This window comes from Gemmatimonadota bacterium, from assembly GCA_040388625.1.
Classification (GTDB): domain Bacteria; phylum Gemmatimonadota; class Gemmatimonadetes; order Gemmatimonadales; family Gemmatimonadaceae; genus Fen-1247.
The window spans coordinates 125423-150310 of the sequence record JAZKBK010000004.1 but is presented as its reverse complement, the minus strand read 5'-3'; the positions used below and the strand labels follow the sequence as shown (position 1 = coordinate 150310).

Annotated in this window: 21 protein-coding genes and 2 tRNA genes; 14 read left to right on the top strand and 9 right to left on the bottom strand. The window is 61.1% G+C overall.

Annotation, left to right across the window (positions count from 1 at the left end):
• Position 1: 1 nt before the first annotated feature.
• On the bottom strand, positions 2 to 232 hold the full coding sequence (locus V4529_09190) for a hypothetical protein (GenBank protein ID MES2358502.1): 231 nt from the start codon (positions 230 to 232) through the stop codon (positions 2 to 4).
• A gap of 155 nt (positions 233 to 387) precedes the next feature.
• On the opposite strand from V4529_09190, the gene V4529_09185 reads away from it, so the two are divergent.
• The 3 genes from V4529_09185 (at position 388) to tadA (ending at position 3910) form a co-directional block, all read left to right on the top strand.
• Positions 388 to 681 (top strand): hypothetical protein, encoded by a 294-nt coding sequence (locus V4529_09185; protein ID MES2358501.1) that lies wholly within the window; start codon positions 388 to 390, stop codon positions 679 to 681.
• Positions 682 to 852: 171 nt separating this feature from the next.
• Positions 853 to 3459 (top strand): ATP-dependent chaperone ClpB, encoded by a 2607-nt coding sequence (clpB, locus tag V4529_09180; protein ID MES2358500.1) that lies wholly within the window; start codon positions 853 to 855, stop codon positions 3457 to 3459.
• On the top strand, positions 3443 to 3910 hold the full coding sequence (gene tadA, locus V4529_09175; GenBank protein ID MES2358499.1) for a tRNA adenosine(34) deaminase TadA: 468 nt from the start codon (positions 3443 to 3445) through the stop codon (positions 3908 to 3910). Before clpB ends, tadA begins: the two co-directional genes overlap by 17 nt.
• Before the next feature lie 93 nt (positions 3911 to 4003).
• Here the strand turns inward: tadA and V4529_09170 are convergent, their stop codons facing one another.
• Positions 4004 to 4639 carry a PEP-CTERM sorting domain-containing protein gene (locus V4529_09170; GenBank protein ID MES2358498.1) on the bottom strand — a complete coding sequence of 212 codons (636 nt, stop codon included), beginning with the start codon at positions 4637 to 4639 and terminating at the stop codon, positions 4004 to 4006.
• Between the two features lie 377 nt (positions 4640 to 5016).
• Here V4529_09170 and V4529_09165 point away from each other — a divergent pair.
• The 5 genes from V4529_09165 to V4529_09145 all read left to right on the top strand — a co-directional run bounded on the left by V4529_09165 (position 5017) and on the right by V4529_09145 (position 9231).
• Positions 5017 to 5103 (top strand) — tRNA-Ser (locus V4529_09165).
• Positions 5104 to 5180: 77 nt separating this feature from the next.
• Positions 5181 to 5267 (top strand) — tRNA-Ser (locus V4529_09160).
• A 253-nt stretch (positions 5268 to 5520) separates the two neighbouring features.
• Positions 5521 to 6939, top strand: coding sequence for a hypothetical protein (locus tag V4529_09155; GenBank protein MES2358497.1), 1419 nt, complete (start codon positions 5521 to 5523; stop codon positions 6937 to 6939).
• Positions 6940 to 6956: 17 nt separating this feature from the next.
• Positions 6957 to 7433: a hypothetical protein gene (locus V4529_09150; protein MES2358496.1), complete on the top strand. Its 477-nt coding sequence runs from the start codon at positions 6957 to 6959 to the stop codon at positions 7431 to 7433.
• Position 7434: 1 nt separating this feature from the next.
• Positions 7435 to 9231, top strand: a complete 1797-nt coding sequence (locus V4529_09145; protein MES2358495.1) for a multicopper oxidase family protein — start codon at positions 7435 to 7437, stop codon at positions 9229 to 9231.
• Between the two features lie 86 nt (positions 9232 to 9317).
• On the opposite strand, the gene V4529_09140 is transcribed toward V4529_09145, so the two are convergent.
• Positions 9318 to 9989, bottom strand: a complete 672-nt coding sequence (locus tag V4529_09140) for a Tat (twin-arginine translocation) pathway signal sequence containing protein (GenBank protein MES2358494.1) — start codon at positions 9987 to 9989, stop codon at positions 9318 to 9320.
• Positions 9990 to 10254: 265 nt separating this feature from the next.
• Between V4529_09140 and V4529_09135 the strand changes: the two genes are divergently transcribed.
• Complete coding sequence (locus V4529_09135) at positions 10255 to 11517, top strand: PAS domain-containing sensor histidine kinase (protein MES2358493.1); 1263 nt, start codon at positions 10255 to 10257, stop codon at positions 11515 to 11517.
• Here the strand turns inward: V4529_09135 and V4529_09130 are convergent.
• The 6 genes from V4529_09130 to V4529_09105 form a co-directional block, all read right to left on the bottom strand.
• Entirely contained in the window at positions 11514 to 13124 is a 1611-nt protein-coding gene (locus V4529_09130) for an Ig-like domain-containing protein (GenBank protein MES2358492.1), read from the bottom strand. The genes V4529_09135 and V4529_09130 overlap by 4 nt on opposite strands.
• Positions 13125 to 13167: 43 nt before the next feature.
• Positions 13168 to 15093 (bottom strand): nucleoside-diphosphate sugar epimerase/dehydratase, encoded by a 1926-nt coding sequence (locus tag V4529_09125; protein ID MES2358491.1) that lies wholly within the window; start codon positions 15091 to 15093, stop codon positions 13168 to 13170.
• 86 nt (positions 15094 to 15179) lie between these two features.
• Positions 15180 to 16274, bottom strand: coding sequence for a glycosyltransferase family 4 protein (locus tag V4529_09120; protein ID MES2358490.1), 1095 nt, complete (start codon positions 16272 to 16274; stop codon positions 15180 to 15182).
• Positions 16271 to 17242: an NAD-dependent epimerase/dehydratase family protein gene (locus tag V4529_09115; GenBank protein ID MES2358489.1), complete on the bottom strand. Its 972-nt coding sequence runs from the start codon at positions 17240 to 17242 to the stop codon at positions 16271 to 16273. The genes V4529_09120 and V4529_09115 overlap by 4 nt, the downstream gene beginning before the upstream one ends.
• A complete protein-coding gene (locus V4529_09110) occupies positions 17239 to 18477 on the bottom strand; it encodes a glycosyltransferase family 4 protein (GenBank protein ID MES2358488.1) in 1239 nt (412 codons plus the stop codon). The genes V4529_09115 and V4529_09110 overlap by 4 nt, the downstream gene beginning before the upstream one ends.
• An 18-nt stretch (positions 18478 to 18495) precedes the next feature.
• A complete protein-coding gene (locus tag V4529_09105; protein ID MES2358487.1) occupies positions 18496 to 19221 on the bottom strand; it encodes a methyltransferase domain-containing protein in 726 nt (241 codons plus the stop codon).
• 285 nt (positions 19222 to 19506) lie between these two features.
• On the opposite strand from V4529_09105, the gene V4529_09100 reads away from it, so the two are divergent.
• From V4529_09100 to pseC, 5 genes are all read left to right on the top strand, one after another.
• A complete protein-coding gene (locus V4529_09100) occupies positions 19507 to 20499 on the top strand; it encodes a GNAT family N-acetyltransferase (GenBank protein ID MES2358486.1) in 993 nt (330 codons plus the stop codon).
• A 48-nt stretch (positions 20500 to 20547) separates the two neighbouring features.
• Positions 20548 to 21639 (top strand): GDP-mannose 4,6-dehydratase, encoded by a 1092-nt coding sequence (gene gmd, locus V4529_09095; protein ID MES2358485.1) that lies wholly within the window; start codon positions 20548 to 20550, stop codon positions 21637 to 21639.
• Between the two features lie 2 nt (positions 21640 to 21641).
• A complete protein-coding gene (locus V4529_09090) occupies positions 21642 to 22583 on the top strand; it encodes a GDP-L-fucose synthase (GenBank protein ID MES2358484.1) in 942 nt (313 codons plus the stop codon).
• Between the two features lie 121 nt (positions 22584 to 22704).
• On the top strand, positions 22705 to 23706 hold the full coding sequence (pseB, locus tag V4529_09085; GenBank protein ID MES2358483.1) for a UDP-N-acetylglucosamine 4,6-dehydratase (inverting): 1002 nt from the start codon (positions 22705 to 22707) through the stop codon (positions 23704 to 23706).
• A gap of 7 nt (positions 23707 to 23713) precedes the next feature.
• Complete coding sequence (pseC, locus tag V4529_09080) at positions 23714 to 24886, top strand: UDP-4-amino-4,6-dideoxy-N-acetyl-beta-L-altrosamine transaminase (protein ID MES2358482.1); 1173 nt, start codon at positions 23714 to 23716, stop codon at positions 24884 to 24886.
• Positions 24887 to 24888 lie beyond the last annotated feature (2 nt).

Here is a 24888-nt window from a genome sequence, read left to right as displayed (position 1 = left end):
GTTACTTCGCAACTTCGCGAGGGCCGGACGGTTCGACGCGATAGACCCGGCCGTCCGGCAATCGGGCGATGCTGCCCATCGTCGCAATATCACCGGCCCAGTCCAGCGCGACGCCAGCGTGGATGCGCGCGAGCGCCATCGCCGCGTCCAGATAGTGAGCCCGCCCGATCTCCTGATCGTTACATAGCGCACGCCACTGCGGCACCGCGGCTCCGCCACCACCCGTTTCCATGTCCAGAAGATACAGAGCGAACGGCGGATCGCGAGAGCGCTTCAGAGCACTTCCACCCTGTATGCGTTCCCGCGAACGTACCCGTCGGGACGCGCTTCGCCTCCTGGTTGAATCTTTTCACTGGCGCAAAATTCAACTTGGTGCAACCATGTTGCATGGCCAGCGAAAGCCCGGAAGTGATTGCCTTGGTCGCGACGCTCCGCCGGCACTTGGAGCACGACGCCACACGGGACGAGGTTTCCTCCGCTGTGAAGGAGGCGTGCATGGCCATGCTCGCCGCCGGCGTGCCCCCGCAAACGATGCTGGTTACGCTCAAGGCCGCCGTTCAGACTGCCGCATTCGAGGCTCGCACGCCGGTGAGTCGCGATGCGATCCGGGCCGTGACGTCGGACCTGACGCCCTGGATGATCGACGTGTGCTTCCGCCCTCACGACCGGGCGCGACACTAGCGCGGAATCACCGCAAGCAATCTTCTCCCCCGGGCCCGGCATCCACGCGAAAGCGCGCGACGCCGGATGTTGCGGCGGTCCCGATGCGGCAGGCAGGGATGACGGGGTGCGACCCACGCCTCTGCCGTTTCGGCAGATATCCGAGGCATCGCGATTGCACATTATTCGGGCATGATCAGCCAAGACAAACTCACCGTCAAGTCTGGAGAGGCGCTGAACGACGCGGTTACGCGCGCTCGGCAGGCCGGCAACCCGCTGGTTTACGATCTCCATCTTCTTCTCGCCCTGCTGGACCAGGACGAGAGTATCGTTGTGCCCGTCCTTCAGAAGGTGGGTGCAAGCGTTCAGGCGCTTCGCCAGGCCGCGCTCGGCGAGGCCGGCCGATACCCCAAGCAGAGCGACGCCCAGCCTTCGGTGTCGCGAGAGTTGAACCAGGTGCTCGACCGCGCCGAAGCGATCGCCAAGGAACTGGGCGACGAATACGTATCGACCGAGCACATGCTGCTCGCGCTCGCCGACGTCAAGGGAACGGAGAGCCGCACGCTCCTTCAGACCGCGGGCGCGAGCTACGCGACGTTGCGCGACGCACTCGCGGCCGTGCGCGGCAGTCACCGCGTAACGGACCAGACGCCCGAGAATCAGTACCAGGCGCTTCAGAAATACACGCGCGATCTCACGGAGGCTGCGCGCAAGGGAAAGCTCGATCCCGTCATCGGCCGCGACGAGGAGATTCGCCGAGTGGTGCAGGTGCTTTCGCGCAGGACAAAGAACAATCCTGTGTTGATCGGAGAGCCGGGTGTCGGCAAGACGGCAATCGCCGAAGGCCTCGCGACGCGCATCATCAACGGCGACGTTCCCGAGAGCCTCCGCAACAAGCGACTCATCGCACTCGACCTCGGCGCGCTCATAGCTGGTGCGAAATACCGGGGTGAGTTCGAGGAGCGACTCAAAGCAGTGCTCAAGGAGATCACGGAGAGCGAAGGTCTGTTCGTCGTATTCATCGATGAGATGCACACGCTCGTTGGTGCGGGCAAGGCTGAAGGATCGATGGACGCCGGCAACATGCTCAAGCCGATGCTCGCACGCGGAGAGCTGCGCGTCGTCGGCGCAACGACGCTGGACGAGTATCGCAAGTATATCGAGAAGGATGCAGCGCTCGAGCGTCGCTTCCAGCCGGTGTTCGTCGGTGAGCCCACTGTCGAGAGCACCGTCGCGATTCTGCGCGGGCTCAAGGAGCGCTACGAATCGCACCACGGCGTGCGCATCACCGATGGTGCGGTCGTCGCTGCCGCGACGCTGTCGAATCGCTACATCGGCGACCGTTTCCTGCCGGACAAGGCGATCGACCTGATCGACGAGGCTGCTTCGCGCCTGCGCATCGAGATCGATTCGATGCCGCAGGAGATCGACGAAGTGGAGCGTCGCGTCACGCAGCTAGAGATCGAGCGCCAGGCACTGCAGAAGGAGAAGGATCCCGCGTCGGTCGAGCGGCTGCACACAATCGAGAAGGACCTGTCCGATCTGCGCGAGAAATCCAGCGCGATGAAGGCTCAGTGGCAGCAGGAAAAGGAATCACTCGGCGCCGTCGGCAGGATCAAGCAGCAGATCGAGCAGGCGCGTATGGAAGCCGAGCAGGCTACGCGTAACGGCGATCTGGGCAAGGCCGCGGAGATTACGTACGGACGCATTCCGCAGTTGGAGCAGCAGATGGCGACCGCCGAGAAATCTCTGTCGAGCAATACCGGCGGCGCGCGCTTTCTCAAGGAAGAAGTTGGTGCCGACGACGTTGCCGAGATCGTGGCGAAGTGGACCGGCATTCCAGTGTCACGGATGATGGAAGGCGAGCGTGAACGGCTCACCAAGCTGGAATCCGTGCTCGCGAGTCGCGTGATAGGTCAGGTGGAAGCGGTCGAAGCGGTGGCGAACGCCGTGCGGCGCTCACGCGCAGGATTGCAGGACCCGAATCGTCCAATCGGCTCGTTCATTTTTCTCGGACCGACGGGGGTGGGAAAGACCGAGACTGCGCGTGCACTTGCGGAGTTTCTGTTCGACGACGAGCAGGCGATGACGCGCATCGACATGTCGGAGTACATGGAGAAGCATGCCGTCGCGCGACTGATCGGCGCGCCTCCCGGCTACGTTGGGTTCGAGGAAGGCGGACAGCTCACCGAAGCGATTCGGCGGCGTCCGTATTCTGTCGTGCTGTTCGACGAGATTGAAAAGGCGCATCCGGATGTGTTCAACATATTGTTGCAGATCCTGGATGACGGGCGCCTCACGGATTCGCAGGGTCGCACGGTGGATTTCAAGAACACCGTCATCATCATGACGTCGAATGTCGGAAGCCAGTACATCCTCGAGAATACCGGCGGCGATTTCGATCGCGTGGAAGAGCAGGTGATCTCGGTGCTGCGCCAGCAGTTCCGACCCGAGTTTCTGAATCGCGTGGATGACATAATCGTGTTCCGACCGCTGGGCGAGGAGCAGATCACGCGCATCGTGGATCTTCAGCTCAACCGTCTGGATCAACTGCTGGCCGATCGCAAGTTGACGATCGATCTCACTCCCGAGGCGAAGCACTATCTCGCGCACGAGGGTTACGATGCGGCGTTTGGTGCGCGGCCGCTCAAGCGGGCGATTCAGCGTCTGCTGCAGAACCCGCTCGCGATGGCCGTGCTGGAAGGTCGCTTCGTCGAGGGCGACACCATTCGTGTTGGAGTTGACGGCGCGCGCGGATTGACGTTCGAGTCGGAGCGCGAAGCTGCCGCAAACAAGTAGTCGCGACGTCGAGTACCTGCGTCAGGCGCTCGAGCTCGCGCGCGTGGCCGCGGCGGCCGGAGAAGTTCCGGTCGGCGCGGTCGTCGTGCGTGGCGACGAGATCGTCGGGCGTGGTGCCAACAGAACGCAGCGTGACAGCGACGCAACGGCGCATGCGGAGATGATTGCGATCCGTGATGCGTCGCGTGCGCTGGGAAGTTGGCGACTGGAAGGCTGTACGCTGTATGTGACGCTGGAGCCGTGCGCGATGTGCGCCGGTGCGATGGTGCTTGCGCGCGTGGACCGTGTCGTCTTCGGCGCGTGGGATGCAAAGGCGGGCATGGCTGGATCCGTGGGCGATCTATTGAGGCATCCGAAGCTGAATCACCGGCCCGAAGTGCTGGCCGGCGCGCTCGAGAACGAGTGCGGCGCCGTTCTCACCGAATTCTTCGAGATGCGGCGCAGCGATTGAACATCGCGGGACATGCGTGTGATCAAAACAGCAAAGGGAGCCGCGTGTGAGCGACTCCCTTTGCTGTGTGCGATCAACCGAAGCGTCGGAGATTCAGATCTTACGCTTGCGACGGATCATCGGAACCAGACCGACGAGGCCCGTGCCGAGGAGGGCCATCGAGCTTGGCTCCGGGGTCGAAGTGAAGCTCACGTTGATGGCGTCCGTCTGTCCATCGCCGGTGGTGCTCAACGAGAGCGTGTTGGCGCCGGCGGTTGGATCGAGAGTGAAGACGCGTGGCGTCGGCTGGCTGAAGTCACCGGGCGACGGGTCAGGAGTCACGGTCGTCGTGACGCCGTTGAACGTGAAGCTGTGGAAGAAGTTGTCGGTCCACACCGTCATCTGCAGCGGTGAAGTCGATGCGCTGGTGAAGTCGCCGGTCCAGGTGTAACTGTAGCGCTGCACGTTGTCGCCCGCACCGCCGGGAAGGCTGGCGGACGAGTTGGTGCTGATCCAGAACGAGGTCGGCGACGTGTTTGCCCAGGCGCCTGGAGGTGAGACGACTTCCACGGCCTGGCCGCTACCAGTGGAGAGGCCGGCCGTTGCGCCAGCCCAGCTGACGCTCCAGTTGGGATCCGAAGCACCGGGCGCGATACCGGCACCGGTGTTCGATTGCGCGAAGAGCGGGGACGCGGCGAGGAAGCAGCCGAGCGTTAGGGAGGTGGTGCGGATGATACGGGACGTACGCATTAACGTTCTCCGGAGATGTTAAGAAGCGTCGAAGGAGGTGCGGGGCTCGGTGAAGCGTGCCGACAGTTGGCAACTCGCGTACCGATCCCGGGCCGGTCCTGGGCGCCGTCACCGGGCGGGTGGCTCAAAACGTTTGGTGGCAAACAGTTACAGGCGCGAGCGCCGACGTTCTCCATGCGTTTGCTCGCCAGGACCATCGAACTTCCCGCCAGATGTTCCTGGGCACTTTGCGGGACAGTCTCGACAACCTGTTGCGCCGAGTCCACGGTAACGGGCCGTCCTTACATGTGGATAAGTGGGTACTGGCTTCGTTGACTGGCCCGTGCTGGCTGGCTATGTTGCTAGGCTGTGGAATCGGCGGCTCACCACCCCGATCTGGACAGGTGGCAGAGCGGTTGAATGCACCGGTCTCGAAAACCGGCATACCTGCAAGGGTATCGAGAGTTCGAATCTCTCCCTGTCCGTTTTTTCGAGCCGCCGTCACGCACCGGGACGGCGGCTTCGTTTTTTGTCGGTGGTTTTGTAGTTGAGACTTGCAGTTGGACAGGTGGCCGAGCGGTTGAAGGCGCACGCCTGGAAAGCGTGTATACGTGAAAGCGTATCGAGGGTTCGAATCCCTCTCTGTCCGTGGTTCCCTCCGTCCCGTCCGCAGTGTCATGCTACGGACGGGATTTCGTTCGCCTGCCAGCCGTGTTTTCCGATTCGCGGGCAGCGGCTTGCGACCTGCGATGCCGCCTCGCACATTTGCCGCGAAGGCTGGTTCCGAAACAGTCGTCGTCGCGCGCCCCCTGTCATCAGGCAGCAATGTGTTGCGACCCCGGCTGCCTCGGGTTGCCAGCCGCGACACCAGCTCTGTCCAATTCATCACGAGGCAACAATAGATGCGTCGACTTCTCGCTGTGGCCACTCTCGCCGGACTCGCTACTACCGCGCTAGCCGCGCAGGATCCCGGTCAGACCGTCCATCCATTCGATCAGAAGAAGGGCGGAAGTGCGAGCATGCACATGATCGGACACGTTGTCACGCATCCTGGCGCGTGGAAGCTTTCCGACGTCGAGATGGAACAGGATCCGTCGCGTCCATACGTGTACGCGTCCGGCTTCACCAACTTCGACATGCAGATCTACGACGTGCGTGATCCGTCACAGCCAAAGAAGATCTACAGCTGGACCATCGAGAATCCCGAGCTGCACCGCGGGATCGGTGCAATGGACGGGAAGTACTTCAAGATCGGCAACAAGTACTACTTCGCGCAGTCGTATCAATTCATGCAGGGAAGCCCTGACAAGGACCTCGGCGCGGTCATATTCGACGTAACGGGGTTGCCGGACGCGTCGAAGGTGAAAGTCGTCGCGCGCATTCGTTATCCGCAATCACCTGGTGGATTTCACAACACCTTTGCGTACAAGCATTCCGATGGACGCGTGTTGTATTTCGCGACAGTGAACGAGCCGTACGCACTCGTGTACGACCTGGACAAGGTCGTGAGCGGCGCCGATTCGAGCACCTGGCTCGTCGGAAAGGTTCCCAACCCGACGCCGTTCAAGCAGATCGGCACCGGTGGCTATCACGATTTCTACGTCGGCTACGATCCCGCCACGCATCAGGACAAGTTCTACGGCGCAGGCCTCGGCGGCTATTCCACGTGGGACGTGACGCACCCGGAAGCACCGAAGCAGATCTTCACGATCACAGGACTCGGGCTGGACATCGCGCACACGTTCACGCCATCTCCGGATGGACACTACGCCGTAACCGAAACCGAATATCAGTACACGCCGCTCAAGATCTGGGATCTTTCCGAAGGGCAGTCCGGCAAGACGAAGAATCTCGATCTCCCCATCAGCGGATGGACGGCGGACTGGCGCGATCTGTCGCACAATCACGAGGTTCGATGGCCGTACGTATTCGTCTCCGCGTATGAAGACGGCATGCAGGTGTTCGATCTCAAGGATCCGAAGAACCCAAAGACTGATGGCTATTACTTCACGTGCGGATGCGTGCACGAGCATGGCTTCGGCGGGACGCCGGACAACGGCTGGGAGAGCACTGTAAGCGTGGAGCAGGGTGCGTTCGGTGTCGACGTTCGGAACTATGACGGGCTGATCGCGCTCTCCGACATGCGCACCGGTCTCTGGTTGTTCCGCATGGATGGATTCAAGGGCTGGAACGGTCACGATTTCGGGATGCCGAACATCTCGAGCGTGCAGGACTACGATCACGGTCCGGAAGGCGCGCCGGCACGATCGGCGTCATCTGCTTCGGCGGCCAGCACGCACCAGACGCACGGGAATCAGTGATTCTTGAGAAGGTGGGGATGTCTATCGGGAGGCGGCTGTCTGTCGCAGTCGTAGTGACGATGCTCGCGGGGCCCACAGGGCCGTTCGACATCCCGTTGTTCGCCACACCGTCCGTGCCTGCCGCGCGCGGTGTGGCACGACTGGTGTATGCGTCGTCGCCATTCGGAGTCGCAGTCACGGCAGACGGCCGCGCCCGTTACGACGTTCAGGTTACGGCGTCGGGATTGCCGGCGCCGGCGAAACTCGGCGCATTCAACAGTTACGTCGCGTGGGAGGTTACGCCCGAACTCGACAAGTGGGTTCGGCTTGGCACTGTCACGAACGGAAAGAGCACCGTCGGTCAGGCCGAGCTGAACAAATTCCTGTTCGTGGTTACGGCTGAGGCAGATTCCACCGCGCTCAAACACGCGGGCCCGACTGTGCTGCACGGTACGTCGCCGAGCGGATGGCTGCAATCGTTTCTGACGCATCCGTTGTTTCGCGGAGTGTACTAGCGTGCGGATCCCGATCGCGTTCGCGACGGTGCTGTGCGCAGCGCTGACCGTCGCGGGGGCACAGCAGCCCGTCGCCCCCGTGCCGAAGAACGTCCCTCCATCCGGCATGCAGGGGATGCCAGGAATGCAGGCCGACACTGGCAAGCCCGCGCCGGTTGCGAAAACGCCGAGCGACACCAATTCGATGGCGGGAATGCAGATGTCCGGCATGGGGCACGGTGGAATGGCGATGCCGATCCCGATGCCACCGGGAATGCCAATGATGCCCGGACTGGTCGGGCTCGTTCCGAACGTGTCATCGTTTCTGCCCGGCGCGGGTGTGGATCCGATGAGCCTTCCCGCGGTCAAGCCTTCCAGCGTCGCGAGACTCAAGGATGGTGACACGCTGGATCTCACTGCGATGCTCGTGCGGCGCACGGTCCGTGGTCATGCGTTCGTGATGTACGGCTTCAACGGAGAAGTCCCGGGTCCCTTGATTCGAGTTCCGCAGAACGCCACGATAACGGTGCGGTTCCACAACCGGATCGACCTGCCCAGCACCGTCCACTGGCACGGATTGCGCCTGGACAACAAGTACGACGGTGTGCCGGGCATAACGCAGGCCGAGGTACCGCCCGGCGGAAGCTATGTGTACAAGGTGCATTTTCCCGATGCCGGAGTGTACTGGTATCATCCGCACGTGCGCGAGGACATCGAGCAGCCCATGGGGCTGTTCGGCAACATGCTGGTGGATTCACCGGATCGTAACTACTACTCGCCTGTGAATCAGGAGCAGGCACTGATGTTCGACGACTTGCTCGTGAACGCAGACTCGTTGATTCCGTTCGGCAAGGAATCGCCAGATTTCGCGTTGATGGGACGCGTCGGAAACGTCTTGCTCGTCAATGGCGAAACGCGTTACGCGCTGAGTGCGCACGCCGGTGACGTGGTGCGCTTCTATCTCACGAACGTTGCGAACTCCCGCACGTACAACATCTCGTTCGGGGGGGCCCAGATAAAGGTCGTCGCTTCGGATCAGAGCCGCTTCGAGCATGAGGCGTGGGTGCCGAGTGTGGTACTCGCGCCGGCGGAGCGGTACGTCGTGGAAGTACGATTCGATCATCCCGGTAGTTACGCGCTGGTGAACGCGGTGCAGGCAATCAACCACTACAAGGGTGAGTTCGAGCAGGAGGTGGATACGCTCGGTACGGTAACCGTGTCGAGTTCGGCAGCGGCGCCCGACTACAGGCGCCAGTTCGCGACGCTCAGGTCGAACGCAGCCGTGTCGCGCGACATCGCTCCGTACCGGAAGTATTTCAACAAGGCGCCCGACAAGAAGCTAACGCTCACGATGCAGAGTACAGCGCTGCCACTTGCGACGGTTCAGTTCATGAGCATCGACACCGCGTACTTCGCGCCGGTCGAATGGGTGGATGGAATGCCCGACATGAACTGGCTCTCGACGGCTAAGGAGGTGCGCTGGATTCTGCGCGACGATGCGACGGGGAAGGAGAACATGGACATCGACTGGCACGTGCGGCAGGGGTCGGTGGTCAAGCTGAGGATATTCAACGACCCCAAGTCATTCCATCCGATGCAGCATCCCATACATCTTCACGGGCAGCGGATGCTGGTCGTGTCGCGCGATGGTGTGCCGAACACGAATCTCGTGTGGAAGGACACGGCTCTCATACCGGTTGGCTCGACTGTCGATCTGCTCATCGACGCGTCGAATCCGGGTGCGTGGCTTTTGCACTGTCACATAGCCGAGCACATGGGGGCGGGGATGATGGCGGTCATGCATGTGGATCCGCGCTGAGGCGGATACACCAGGCGCGTGTCTGCATGAGAAAGTGAGGGCGTGATTCCGTTGATGACGGAATCACGCCCTCACTTCGTACGAACTCATCCCGCGTAGCAGTAGGTGCAGCGGTTCTCCTGCGCGCGATTGACCGCCAGCACACCAGCGGGGACGACGACCACGCCAGGAATGAGATTGGCGGTCCACTCGTCTTTCGCATTCTCCGGCGGCAATCCAGCTGCCGTCGCAGCCATGCCGCTCAATACGGTAATCGCCAGATTGCAGACCGTGACGACTGCACCGCGCGCGAGCAGCTCCTGGACACCCGCGCCGGCCATGGGCATGTCGCCGGCCTTCACGTTCGAGAAGACGTTGCGTGTTGCTGGCGCGTGTGTGCTCTTGTCGTCGATCTTGAGCATCTCGCCGATCTTGTACTTAAACCACATCGCATCATTCAGTGCGAGTGGCGCGGCCATGTGACGCAGCCCGATCACGGCCGTTACGTCGGATTGCTTGAGCCCGTACGCCTTCATGTTCATGTCGATGAAGTTCGACGCGAAGACCAGCGCCCATCCGTCGTTCGGGTTGACGGCGTCGAACACCTGCCGGTGTTTGCCTGTGAGCCGCTTGAGCCATGCCTCGTCTTCCGGGCTTCCGGTCAGTATCGGCTCGGCGCCGGCTCGCAGCCCGACTGCAGATACCGCAATCGCCGCTGCGCCGACACCCACGTTACGCATGAACTCGCGCCTTGGCGTTACCCTCTCCGTGCCGCCCATTGGTGCCTCCTTGGGGTTCGAAGACTGTATCACTCCCGTTGGGATTTTCTGCCGCCGGCCCCGCTCATTAACGCGCGTGATGAATCGGCTCGGGCGTAAATGCTGTGGGCCGGGAGTGCGCGGCGGAAGCAAAATAGCGGAAGCTATTTAATGGAGGGCGCGCGGCCGCCGCAAGCGCGCCATGCGATTACTCGACGTCGGCCTTTGAACTGGGGTTGGATCAAGGCTTGCATCGCTGGCCGCTCAGATGGACCTTACCCGGAACATGGCGGCCCAAAACAGCGATCGGCGTCAACTGGGCGAAGATGACCTACGCGAGAGCGAGGAGCGATTCCGGCTCCTGGTTCACACCGTCAAGGACTATGCCATCTTCATGCTCGATCCCGATGGGTATGTGACCACCTGGAACGCGGGCGCCGAACGGATCAAGGGTTATACCGCTGCCGAGATCATCGGCAAGCACTTTTCCGTCTTCTACCCCGAGTCCGAAAAGCACACCAAGCCGCCGCGCGAGCTTGCTATCGCGGTCGAGACCGGCGCCTACGAGGAGGAAGGGTGGCGGATCCGGAAGGATGGCTCGAGGTTCTGGGCAAGCGTCGTCATAACTGCCGTGCGCACCGCGGACGGACGGCTGACGGGTTTCGCCAAGGTCACCCGGGATCTCACCGAGCGCCGCCTGGCGCAGGAGAGAGAGCTCGAAGGGGCGCGGCGGATTGCCCGCGAAGAGGCCGCCCGGGCGGACGCCGAGGTGCGCGCCGGCGAGATGCGGACTCTGGCGGAGCAGCTTCAGCTCCGGACTGAACAGCTGGAGGAGCAGCGGCGGGCGGTGGCAGCGGCGAGTCGTGCGAAGAGCGAGTTCCTCGCGGCGATGTCGCACGAGCTGCGCACTCCACTCAACGCCATCGGCGGGTATGCGCAACTGCTGCAGATGGGCGTGAGCGGGCCTGTGACTGAGGAACAGCAGGTGTATCTCGAGCGCATTCAACGAAGTCAGGCACACCTTCTCGGGGTCATCAACGACATTCTGAATTTCAGCCGTCTGGAGGCGGGTCAGGTCGAATTCCGAAGTGCCACGGTGTCGGTGTGCGAAATGGTCGAGTCGGTCGTGACGATGATAACGCCTCAGGCCGACGCCAAGCAGCTTACGGTCAAGTTTGACGTGCACGACGCAGCGCCCCTGGCGCAGGGGGATCCGCTCAAGATCGAACAGATTCTTCTCAATCTGCTGTCGAACGCGGTGAAGTTCACGGCGGAGGGGGGAACGATCTCGTTCGCGTGCGGCTCGGAAGGAGATCACGCCTGGGTGGAGGTGCGCGACACAGGGATCGGCATGCCGGAAGACGAGCTGGAGCTGATCTTTGCGCCGTTCAAACAGGTGGGCCGCAGCCTCGCGAATCCCAAGGAAGGCACGGGATTGGGGCTCGCGATAAGTCGAGATCTTGCGCGCCGGATGCACGGAGATCTGACGGTGGAGAGCGAGGAAGGGGTGGGGTCGACGTTCAGACTGACGCTGCCGCGGGGGCGTTAGGGCGGAGTTCCCTCCACGGTAGACGTCAGTGACGACGTGCCCGTCGCCGTAGCGGTTATCGCGTTTGTGCCCGGCGTCGATCCCAAGGTCCAATTCGTGGTTGTTATGCCTTCAACGCCGGAAATGACCGTTGCGCTACCGATCGATCCACCCCCTGTAACCGTGAAAGTGACCGGTATGTTTGCTATTCCGTGTCGATTGGCGTCGACCACTTGAACGGACAGTTGCACGACGGTGCCTGCCGGCGCGGAAGGTGGCGGACTCGACCAGAATACAATCGCGACGGGGCCGGGCTTGTAGATCACTGACGTGCTCACGCTCGCGCTATCGCCAGCGGTGTCCACAGCAGTTACCGTGATTGGGATCACTGCACCTGCCGTCACAGCTCCGAGCGGGAGGACACCAACCCACCGGTTCGAGCCGCACGTTAGCGGACCGGGAAGTTCCCAGACGAGGCTGGCATGGAGTCCGTTGCCGTACGATGCCTGCACCGAGCGAACGCCGGCGCCTGTGTACCAACTTCCAATCAGTGAGCCAGTGACGCATACCACCACGCCCGCCGTGTCCGTGCTAAATGTATTAGCTGGAGGGCCCACGAGTTCGATCTTTAGCGGTGCATACGGAGTAGCCGTGACGGTGAATGTGATCGGCTGAATGCCGGCGACTGTTGCGTTGACGGAGTTCACGCCTGGATCTGGACCGAGAGTCCAGCTTGGTGACGTCGCCACCCCCGACGGTCCCGTAGTCACCGTGGCACTGGTACTGGCTCCGATGCCCCCGGACGGAACCAATTTTCCACCGCCCGCTGTCACGGCGAAGACAACAGGCACGTTCGCGACAGGCTGCCCCAGCCCGTCCAGTACGACAACCCTCGGCGCGGAAGGCAGTGCGATGGCAGCTGGCGCAGAAATAATTGACCAGGATTGTGCCGCAAGGCGTGAAGGGACGCCGGCGATCGGGGTTACCACTTGTAATTGTGCTGTGCCGGATACGCCTTCGCTCGTCGCGGTAATCGTCGCGCCACCCGGTTTCACCGCAGTCAAAAGTCCAGTTGCCGCAATAGTGGCGACCGTAGTATCACTGGATGCAAACGTGACCGGTCGATCGGTTAGCACATTTCCTCTCCCATCGCTTATCGACGCCGTCGCCTGATCTGTTTGCCCAACGGCAATGCTGGCGCTCCCCAGCGTAAGGGCAACCTTTGCAACCGGCGGAACGATTACGGTTACGACGACTGAGGTCGACATGGTGTCGATTCTCGCAGTGACGCTCGTCGTTCCGTTGTGCACGCCGCGCAGTAACCCGTCGAGCGCGATCGATGCAATGGAGGTATCGGCTACAGACCATTGTACATTCTTGCCGGCGATCACGTTCCCGCTCGCGTTGCGTGGCGTGCCGGTGAGGCGTGCCGAGTCTCCAACGATTAGAGACATACTTCCACCCGCGATCTGCGCGCCAGTAGCGGTGACGGTGATCGAATCCACTACTTGGGCGCGCGTATCTGGAGCCGTTCCGGAATCGTTGGAGCCGCAGCCGCTGAGCGCGATGAGCAGTGGCGCCAGCACGACGATTACCGCACTTGACGACCTCAGGCGTGGAGCGCTCATCTGATCACTCGCATCAGCAGAGGACGTCTTGTTTCACCCCGTCCTACGACGCGTTGTTTGCGCGAAAGTCGCCCGTACGGCGCAGCTGGATGACGTCGCGCGCCGTGTAATCGCTGCCCGTTGCCTCGCGCTGAAAATCTGGCACCAGCGCTACAAGCATCTCTCGGAGCTCCTCTTCGTCCGACGTGTCGGTCGCCGCGACCAACCGGTCGATACGACGCATGAGGCCATCGGGAATTCCGGCCTTCTTGGCGCGTAGCAGCTTGGGATGGTTCGTTGGAACCGCGTGCTCCTCGTGAAAGAACATCTCCTCGTACAGCTTCTCGCCCGGCCTGATGCCGGTGAACTGAACGTCGATGTCCTTGCCTGGCTCGAAACCGCAGAGCCTGATGAGATCCGTGGCCAGGTCGACGATCTTGACCGGCTCGCCCATGTCCAGCACGAAGACCTCGCCGCCAAGTCCCAGCGTGCCAGCCTGGAGGACCAGCTGTACCGACTCCGGGATCGTCATGAAGTAGCGGCGCATCTCGGGGTGGGTGACCGTTACGGGCCCGCCAGCACGTATCTGACGGAAGAACGTCGGCACGACGCTCCCTCGGCTTCCCAGCACGTTTCCGAAGCGCACAGAGACGAAATTGCGCCCGTGCGCCACAGCTGCGTGCTGCACCACACGCTCGGCTAATCTTTTCGTTGCGCCCATGACACTTGTTGGGCGAACCGCCTTGTCGGTCGAGATGAGGACGAAGTGCTCCACCCCCGCGTCGATCGCGGCGTTCACGACGTTGGTGGTGCCGTGAATGTTGTTGGTGATCGCCTCCACGACATTCTCTTCCATGAGCGGCACGTGCTTGTGGGCGGCCGCGTGGAAAACTGCGTACGGACGACAGTCGTCGAAGATCGCGTGCATGCGTTGAGCGTCGCGGATGTCCGCGATCACGGGCACGACAGGCACACCCGGGTGGGACGTGCGGAGCTCCGCCTGGATGTCGAAGATCGAGTTCTCGCCGTGGCCAAGTATGACCAGCATCGCGGGCTCGAGCTGCGCCAGCTGCCGGCAGAGCTCGCTCCCGATCGACCCGCCGGCGCCGGTAACCAGAACAGTGCGGCCCTTGCCAAGGTTCCGGACAGCGGCGAGGTCGGTCTGGACCGGCTCGCGCCGGAGGAGGTCCTCGATCTGGACGTCGCGCAGGGAAGATGGCGATGCGCGGCCGGACAGAACGTCCGAAAGCGGCGGGAGAGTGCGTGTCTTGAGGCCGGCGTCCGAGGCCGCCTGGACCACGCGGCGGGTAAGGGAGCCGGGGGCTGACGGGATCGCGATTACCAGAGCGCCGGCATCGCGCTCGTGTGCGACCTTGCCGATGTCCGCTATCGTACCAAGAACTGGGATGTCATTCAGCCGATGGTTTGCCTTCCGCTCGTCGTCGTCGACGAAGGCGACGGGATACAGACCCATCTTCGGGTTCGTCAGCAGCTCCTTGGCGATCATCTGGCCGGCGGCGCCGGCGCCAACGATGATGGCGCGGACGTCGTCATTTCTGCGTCGCTGCTGGCCGTGCCAGGTACGGATGCGAAAGAAGAGGCGCGGCGTGATGATGAAGGCGCCGGTGAGGAGACTGTCGATCGCGAGGATCGGAAGGGGGACGCCGTGGGAGCCGAGTTTGAGAAATGGGATTACAAGCTCGCCGACGACGGCGGCGCAGAGGGTGGCGATGACGAGGCCGCCGATAATACGCTCTAGTTCGGCGACGCTGGCATAACTCCAAATCCGGCGGTAGAGGCCCGTAACGGCGAATACAAGCAGCTTTATGGGTATTGCAAGAAGCGCGAAGACCAAGACCACCTTGTAACTTTCGAGCCCGACGCCGAGCGACCCCATGCAGAGTGCATAAGCCAGGGCCGCAGCCAGGACGAGCCCGACGGCGTCAATGCTGATCAGGTAGCGATTTCGGACTAAAGGGTAATGGCGCATCAGGTCTCTGGTCTGTTCAACGAGCGAATTCGACGGCGGTGCGGCCGACTCAGGCGAAAACTATCAGGTTCGAGCCGACAAAGATGTTAAGTCGAACCACTGCCATCAGATGTGACCTTTCCGTCGTCGGCTCGCGTCACAACCCACATGCCGAGCCGATGCTCGACGGCGAGGTACGCCGCGCATGTCGCTAGAACCGCCAACGGCAGTATCGTCCACGTAAGCACCGGTCGCACGAACACGACGATGGCGACCGCTGTAAGCAACAGATTGAGCAGGGTCACTCGAATCACGACCTGCGAGTGACTCAGGCCCGACTGAACCAGCCTCTGGTACGCGTGAAGCCTGTGCGCCGTGTGCCAGGAATCACCATGAGCGACCCGACGGATGAGCGTTACCGTAGCGTCGCCTGCGAAGGCTAAGAGGAGGACAAACCAGACGTACCAAGGCACGCCGCCAGCCCGCTCCGATATCACTGCCAGCCCCCCGAAAAGGAATCCGAGAAAGCCGCTTCCTACATCCCCCATGAAAATGCGTGCTGGGGTCCAGTTCCACGCTAGAAACCCCGCGGCCGCTCCGGCGACAGTCGTGACCAGCAGGGCCAACCCGTAGGACCCGGCCAGCGTTAACAGTACGGCACCGGCGACCCCCACGGCGACAGCTTCTGCGGATGCCAGGCCGTCGATTCCATCCATGAAATTGTAAAAGTTGGTTGCCCAGACAATCGCGATGACCGCTAGCACACTTCCGACGAGGCCTACGTGGACGGCGTGTTCGCCCCATGTAAGGGTCGGGATCCCGCCAATCCACGCGACGGTCCATACAGCAGCCACCGAGTGTACGAAAGCGCGAGCTCCAGCTCCAATGCTGTGGCGGTCGTCCAGCCAGCCTACTGTTGCAATCATGCATCCGCCGCCAACAACGGCAATAGTTATCGGTCCGGCGAGAACCCCAGTGAAGCCGAGGAGCAATGCGAAGGCAAGTACAACGAATGCGATTGCGGCTCCCCCGCCGCGCGGAGTCGGGGTGGTGTGCAAGCTGCGTTCGTTCGGAATGTCGAGTATGGACTTCCTTAACGCATGAGCAAGGATGTAACGTGTCGCAATCCAGGTTGCGCACATCGCGGCTGTTCCGATTGCTACATCTCCGACAATAGCAACGGCGCCGATGGCGGATCTCATTGCGAACGAAACCATCGGGCGGTTTCGGCCAACCCACTCTCACGCGTGAACGGCGGGGTGTAGGCGAAGGCGTTCCCGAACTCCTGTTCGTCAACTTCCAGCGATCCTCCGAGACGATTGATGATCGCGCCGAGGCGAGTGGATCCCGATGATGCAGATTGGTGCCGACTTACAACTCGACGGAGCAGTTCAGTTGGCAGGTGCAGAGTATGGCCTTGCGTCCCGAGCGCATCGCCGATTTCACGCACCAGGGAGGCCGTCGACGTCGCAGGCCCATCGGCGAGGAAGAACGGACCACCCTGCAGCAAACGGCCTGATGCCGAAGCCACTTCGAGTACACGTGTTATCGCTGCCGTTGCGTTGCCCACAAATAGTATGCTTCGAGAATTGTTCGTTCCCACCGGTATAGGCCATCCGTGGTCAATGAGATCGAACAGCCTTAGCATGTTCCCACGCATCCCAGGGCCATAGACGAGAGGGAAGCGCAAAATGCACGTCGATACTGCGCCGCCGCGCTCTCGCAGGAGCGCCTCAGCTTCGAGCTTGCTGATGCCGTAAGGATCGAGCGGGTGGGGAATCGTAGCACCGTTCCACGCGCCGTCGGACATCTCGCCGACCGCCTTTACGGAGCTCGCAAGTACGAAGTATAAAACGCCTGACAGACTGGCCGCGTCCAATACCGCACGCGTACCGTCAACATTCACACGACGGTATTCGGCGAGCGGATTGGCAGCGCGATCCTTCATCACGTGCGCGCGCCCAGCGAGATGAACGACAGCTTCCACACCTTTCGTCGCAGCAGCGGCGATTGCGGGATCGGTGATGTCGCCAGTAATAATCTCCGTCGCATTAACGCCAGCGCTATCTGATTTGTGTACGAGGGCGCGGACAACGTGGCCGGCACCGCCCAAGTCCCGGCAGAGGCGGCGCCCGACAAAACCAGCTGCCCCGGTAACGAGAACCTTCACAATCCTGCGCCGCGGTTGATTGCAAACGCGCGATCTATGGCGTTGGCGACGGCGTTGACCAGTGCGGCCGGCTGGAAGCGCGTATTCATGACCATGCGCCCCCGAGCACCCATCTCATCGAGCTCGGCGTAGCGGCTCGCCGCAATCCTATTAAGAATGGTGACGGCGCCACCGACGTTTCCATGCTGTACGTTCCACCCGTTGCCGCACTCGTCGATAATCGCGGAGACGTGCGACGGTGAAGGGCCGAAGTACAGGATCGGCCGTGCAACAGCCATTGCGCCGTATACCTTGCACGGATGTATGACGCCTGCCATTTGCGCGCCGAGCGACACGACGTGCACGTCGGCGGCACTGAGCGATGCGGCAAGGTCTGACTTAGGTTGGTACGGCAAGGACAAGCTATTAGGCAGTTCGCCGCGGCTTATCAGTTCTTCGATCTCGTGTTTTGCGTTACCGCCTCCAACGAACACGAATTTGAGATGCGAAACATCCCGTAGCGCCTCGGCGGCCGCCAGAAGCGTCGTCAGCGGATTGGACCCCGTATGGTTACCGCTGTACATGACCACGATGCAGTCGCTCAAACCGTATCGGGCACGGAATGCATTTTCCGCGCGAGGGACAGCGTGGAGTCGTTCGTCGGGGGACCACGGAGGAATTACTACCAACGTGTCGGTCTCGGCACCCTGGGCTGCGAGTCGAGCGGCCATGAGCCGGTCAAGCGCCACCACAACAGCCGCGCGCTGAAGCGTAAATCGATTCACTGCTCGCATCATGCGTGTGAGCACACCTCTCGGCGTTAGCTTGCCGAGCGCGACCAACTGGTCTGGGTTGAGGTCCATTGCCCAAAAAGCGGTCGGCACTCCTCGCAGCTTGCCAATGACAGTTGCGATCACACCTATGAACGGCGGCGACGTACTGTAGACGATTCCCCGGAGATTCTGCATACGCGCGACGGCCACGGTTGACTGCGCCATGAACGACGCAATAGCAACCGCGCGATGGAATAGTGTCGCCTTGCCGAAGGATGTCTGGGCCAGTCGATGTATCTGGACACCATCAGGTGTCGTCTCGTTGCGCGTAAACCGAATGCTCGCGTCGTCGTATCCCCTGTCGGAAGTTATCACCACGACTCGGTGCCCTTTCTTCGCGAGTACGCCTGCAAGGTCAGCCATATGCTGGCCAACGGCGGCGGGGTCCGGCGGAAAGGCATGAGTGAGCAGGACGATCGTCATCTGACGCACGTCTGCCAGCTATCGGCGTTCATCGGACCCATCGCCAGCGACTGCGTGAATTCGGTCGAGAATGGCAACTGGAAAGCAAAATCGCTTCAGCGTGCCGCGATCCAGCATTCCATTAAGCTGGACGACGCGGCGGGCCCAGCGGTCGGTTCGAAAAACTTCCAGGAAATTTGGATTATAGTAGATGACACGAATCTGGCCCCGGAAGGGCAATGCAGCGATGCGACTCTCGAATTCGACGACCTTCTCCTCCGTGAACGGATTGTACAAATAGAAGAAGGTGCCATCATCGGGAATGTTAATGATCGCATCGCCGGCGATAATTTCTACGTTCGGGAAGCGGCGAAATTGGCGGGCCGTACGTGCGGCGATGTCAGGGTCTATCTCGAGCCCTACAATTCGTCGGCCGTAGTTCCTGTGTAGCCAGTAAATGACCACGCGGCCCTTGCCGCAGCCAACGTCGACGAGAACATCGTTCGTACGCGGCTCTGCCACTGCGAAGATCAAGTCGAGAATCGCATAACTGGTATGATGGACAGCCTGGGCACCCAACCGACCGAACCGGGACGGCAAGTCTCCACCGAGCAACCGCCGCGCGTACCTGACATCGAGCGCGACCGTGTAGGCTGCGGTGGCAGGGTGCACTCGAATTCGGTCCAGATAATAGCTTGCAAGGTAGCGGAACTTACCGGACCTAACCAGACTTACGAAGTTGCGTATACGTAGGCTTATTTGCATGCTCACAGAGGGACGACGGGCCGCTCGTCGGTATGCAGGCCGAAGTTGCGGCGCTAACTTTGATCGGTGAAACGACGACCCAAGACCCGCTCTTCCGACGACTGCCAGACGGTCCGCGTGGGCGCCGCCCGCCTTTTAATACCTGCAGAATTCGACGGGCGCTTGGTGAGCGCTTCTGACTGCCCAGCCAACTGTTCTGAATTCGTTGCGCGTAGTCCGGAGAGCACAATATACCATTCGCCCCCTTATATCGGCTTCGCGCGGCGCGAAAATGGCGCTGCTGACATGCTCGTGGTTCGCTCCCAGGGAACCCCCGTCTTCGGCATCCCCATTCATCCAGATTCACGCGGAGGATGGATATCGACCGGATATAGTGGTGCGCTCTTTCCGGATAGCAATCGCGAGTCAGTCTTACGGGCTTCGGTAACTGCATTCCAGCAGTTGGTCAACGTGAATCGTGGGCTTGGATTTCGTATAGAGCAGAGCGTTCAGGCATCAGGATATGCGACACCAGGGCGAACAACGCTTCTTGCCCAACTGCTTTGGGACGACCGAAATCAGCAACGCCCTGCATACGCACGTATCCTGCCAGTTTCTACAGGGCTCGTGAATCCGGGGGCGGGCGCGCCTGTGGTGGATGGCGCCTCACTCGACAACAAGCTGTTGGCACAGTACGACGGTGACATCCGCAATCAAATACGTCAGGCGCTGCGCCGCGGACTGAGCGTGCAGGTAAGGATCCTGGACAATAACGCGACGCACGCCGCGATCGTGGATGCATATCGCCGCTACATGCCGGTGCAGGTGGAGTCTTACGCCAGGACGGGGATGACGGCCCACACGCTCGATTACTGGGTCGGCCTGAGCGAGGCGGTGCAGCGCGGCGGGGGCACCGACGTCGTGGTCCTTGTCACCGATGAATCCGGCCGGGATGTCGCTGGCGTGACATGCCATGCGTTCCGTGGTCGGGCGATCTACTGGAGCGGCGCCAGCACTGCCTCGGGCAAGTCCGCGCGAGCAAACCCTCTTGCGCTGCACGCAGCGATAACCGTCTGCGCGTCAATCGGTGTTACCACCTTTGAACTGGGGCGGTTCGATGCGAGCGAGCGATCCGAAAAGGAACGCGCAATTACTCACTACAAAGCGCAGTTTCGCGGACAACTTCTGCCGGTGCTCAATTTCGTGCGTCCGCCGCAGACACCGCGTGGTCAATGGGGTGCCCTTGCGCGAAGCATCCGGTCCGGCCTTGGGCGGATTGGAGCCGCTTCGCGACCGTAGTAGCGATCCCCCATTGGTAATGCGATTCCGTGATATATTGGACTCCTAATGAAAACGGCACTAATCACTGGCGTTACCGGGCAGGACGGCGCGTATCTCGCCAGGCTCCTGCTTGCGAAGGGATACACCGTCCACGGCGTCAAGCGCCGCTCGTCGCTGTTCAATACCCAACGAGTCGACGGTATTTACGCCGACCCCCACGACGTGCGCTCCAGGTTTCACCTTCACTATGGCGATCTCACCGACGCGACCAATCTGATTCGCATCGTTCAGGAGACACAGCCGGACGAGATCTACAACCTCGCCGCGCAGAGTCATGTGCAGGTATCATTCGAAACGCCCGAGTACACGGCGAATTCGGACGCGGTGGGTACGTTACGCCTGCTGGAAGCAATACGGATATTGGGGATGGTGGATCGTGTTCGATTTTACCAGGCTTCCACATCGGAGCTTTATGGTAAGGTTCAAGCAATCCCGCAGGACGAAAATACCCCGTTCTATCCGCGTTCCCCCTACGGCGTGGCAAAACTCTACGCGTATTGGATTACGGTGAACTACCGTGAGGCATACGGCATCCATGCGTCCAATGGGATTCTCTTCAACCACGAGTCACCCGTTCGCGGCGAGACATTCGTTACGCGCAAGATTACCATGGCTGCCGCTCGGATATATGAGGGGCTGCAGGACAGACTCTATCTAGGCAATCTCAGCGCGCAGCGCGACTGGGGTTTCGCCGGTGATTACGTCGAAGGCATGTGGCGCATCGTCCAGGATGCGGCCGCCGACGATTACGTACTTGCCACCGGCGAAACTCACACGGTTCGGGAGTTCTGTGAATGTGCATTTCGGCGTTTGGGAATTTCCTTGGAATTTAGAGGATCGGGCGAAGACGAAGTGGGGGTGGATGCGTCAACGGGAAGAGAAATAATCGCGGTTGACCGACGCTATTTTCGCCCCACCGAAGTGGACCTGTTGATCGGGGACGCGACGAAGGCCGAGCGCAGGCTGGATTGGAAGCCGAGAGTCGGATTTCGTCAGCTCGTTGAAATGATGGTGGACGCTGATCACGCTGCGTTGAAGGCGGGCACGCCGTTCACGTTGGATCCGTCTCTTGAAGTGCTAGCAAGCATTGTGGCGTAGAAATGCCTAGCCAGCGGATCTTCGTTGCTGGGCACAGGGGACTGGTCGGCTCTGCAATCGTTCGGGCATTGGGCAGGGCCGGTGCCGGTGGCCTCATCTTACGTCGACGAGATGAGCTGGATCTGCGTGACCAGCGCCGCGTTCACGAGTTCTTCGCGAGCGAGAAGCCAGACTGCGTTTTTTTGGCCGCCGCCAAGGTCGGCGGGATTCTCGCCAACGATACCTTCAGGTGGGACTTCCTTTACGAGAACCTCCTCATCGAGGCCAATGTCCTCGGTGCAGCGCTAGAGCATGGCGTCGAGCGCGTTGTGTTCCTCGGTAGTTCCTGCATCTACCCCAAGCTGGCAGCACAGCCGATTCGCGAGTCGGAATTGCTGACCGGCTCTCTCGAGCCGACAAACGAGCCCTACGCGATTGCGAAGATTGCCGGCGTGGAACTCGTGGACGCCGCAAATCGTCAACATGGCCGACGCTGGGTATCGCTGATGCCCACCAACCTGTATGGGCCAGGCGACAATTTCGACCTCCAGAGCAGCCACGTGTTGCCGGCCATGATTCGGAAGTTTCACGAGGCGAAGATGCTGGCCGCGGACGGGAATATTACCACGGTGAGGCTGTGGGGTAGCGGCAACGCCATGCGGGAGTTTCTACACGTAGACGACCTGGCTGCGGCCGCGTTGCACATGTTGTCCAGCGATGCGACTGGCCTGTTCAACGTCGGGTCGGGGTCGGATCTGACGATTCGAGAGCTTGCGGAGCTGGTGGCGTCTGTGATCGGATACGACGGCCCCGTTAGCTGGGATGCCGACAAGCCTGACGGAACGCCCCGGAAACTGCTCGATTCCTCCAGGATCCGTGCCACCGGCTGGGCGCCGACGATTGATCTTCGATCGGGAATCGCAGATACCTACCGGTGGTATCTCGCGGCCGCTCAGCGCTGCTAGGCCACGTTTCAGGGGTCGGTCCATGCGGGGCCGTCAAGTGGATAAGTTTAGCCAGGAAGATTGAGACTCAACCGGCCAGTTCACAATCCGGCTCGGGAAACACCGTAACGAATGGGTGGAAATGCTGAATAACAAGGTGATTTTGATCACGGGCGGGACTGGCTCGTTCGGCCAGAGATTTGTCCAGACAGTGCTCGATCGATACAAGCCCACCCGGTTGATCGTGTTCAGTCGCGATGAGCTGAAACAGTTCCAGATGCGGGAACGCTTCTCAGAAGCGAAATACCCCTGTCTCCGGTATTTCATCGGGGATGTGCGAGATCGAGATCGCCTGTATCGAGCGTTCGACGGAGTCGATGTAGTGGTGCATGCGGCAGCACTCAAGCAGGTGCCGGCCTGCGAGTACAATCCAATCGAAGCGATTCGTACGAATGTCATGGGTGCCGCCAACGTCGTTGACGCCGCGATTGATCGGGGTGTGAGCAAAGTTGTGGCGCTCAGTACTGACAAGGCCGCAGGACCGGTAAACCTCTATGGGGCGACCAAGCTTTGCTCGGACAAGCTGTTTACGGCAGCAAATAGCTACGCCGGCGCGCATGCAACCCGGTTCTCTGTGGTTAGATACGGAAACGTTGTTGGAAGCCGCGGGAGCGTGATTCCATTCTTTCTCCGAGCTCGCGACACCGGAAAGCTTCAGATCACGGATCCAAGAATGACACGGTTCTGGATCACTCTGGAGCAAGGTGTGGAGTTCGTGCTCGCCAGTCTGAAGCGGATGCACGGCGGCGAGGTATTCGTTCCGAAGATTCCGAGCATGAACATCATGGACGTCGCCCGTGCCATCGCACCCGAATGCGAGACAAGTGTCATTGGTATCCGGCCCGGCGAGAAACTGCATGAATTGATGGTAGGCGAAGATGACAGCCGGAATACGGTCGAGTATGATGACTATTTCGCGATTCTCCCATCCTTCCATCAATGGACCGCAGATGATTGCGCTGCCAACGGCGGACGACTCTGTTCCGAAGGCTTTCGTTACAGCAGCGACCGAAATGATCGTTGGCTCTCCGCGGAAGAGTTGAGGGCCATGGTGGGCTTGGCCGAACCGGCCGGGGTCGCGTAGCGTGGCGATGCAGCCGCCTGGCAACGTACCAATCCCGTACGGACATCAGTGCATCGGGGATGACGACATCGAAGCGGTGGTGAAGGTGCTGCGCGGTGACTGGCTGACGCAGGGGCCTTCAGTCACCGACTTCGAGGGAGCACTGTCGCGTACACTTGGTGCTTCCCATGCGCTTGCAATGAACTCGGGAACGGCCGTGCTGCACGCTGGAATGGCGGCGCTTGGTATCACTGAAGGTGACGTTGTGGTGGTTCCTCCGATCACCTTTGTGGCGAGCGCGAATGCCGCACTCTACTGCGGTGCGGACGTGGCATTCGTCGATGTCGAGGCCGACACCGGGCTCATTTCCGTAGAGGCCCTTGGGGCGTTTCTTCGGTCCGATCCGCGTCGCGCGAAGGTTCGCGCAGTCGTCGCCGTGCACTATGCTGGAATGCCATGTGATGTCGGCGGACTTGCGGCGCTTTGCGCGCAAAACGGAATCGCGTTGATCGAGGATGCATGTCACGCTCCCGGCGCAACGTGGACCGACTCCGCGCAAACGACGCACACGATCGGTGATGGCTCGGTCTCGGCATTCACGGCCCTCAGCTTTCACCCGGTGAAGCACGTGACAACCGCCGAGGGTGGCGCACTGCTTACCAATGACGCGGCGCTCGCCGATCGCGCGGCGGTGTTCCGCTCGCACGGGATTACCAAGCGGAATGACCTGCTGCATGAGCATGACGGCCCCTGGTACTACGAACAGCAAGCTCTGGGCTTCAACTATCGGATGCCGGATGTGCTGGCCGCGCTCGGCACAAGCCAGCTCACAAAGCACCGTGGGTGGCTGGAGCGTCGTCGTGAGGTTGCCCGTGTTTATCGGGAGCAACTTGCCGGCATCTCAACATTGGAATTGCAGGGGGAGCGCGCGGGGCGCAACCATGCGTACCATCTCTTTCCAGTGCTGGTTCAGAATCGTGCAGCGGTCTTCGATGAGCTGGTACGACGCGGCATACGACCCCAGGTGCACTATATCCCCGTTCATCGGCAGCCGTACTACAGAGCTCGATATGGCGACATATCGATGCCGGCCGCGGAATCATGGTACGCCCGGGAACTGAGCATCCCGATGTTCCAGGGGATTACGGACGATCAGGTCGCATACGTGTGCGATACCGTCAGGGCGGTGGTGTGTGGATGAAT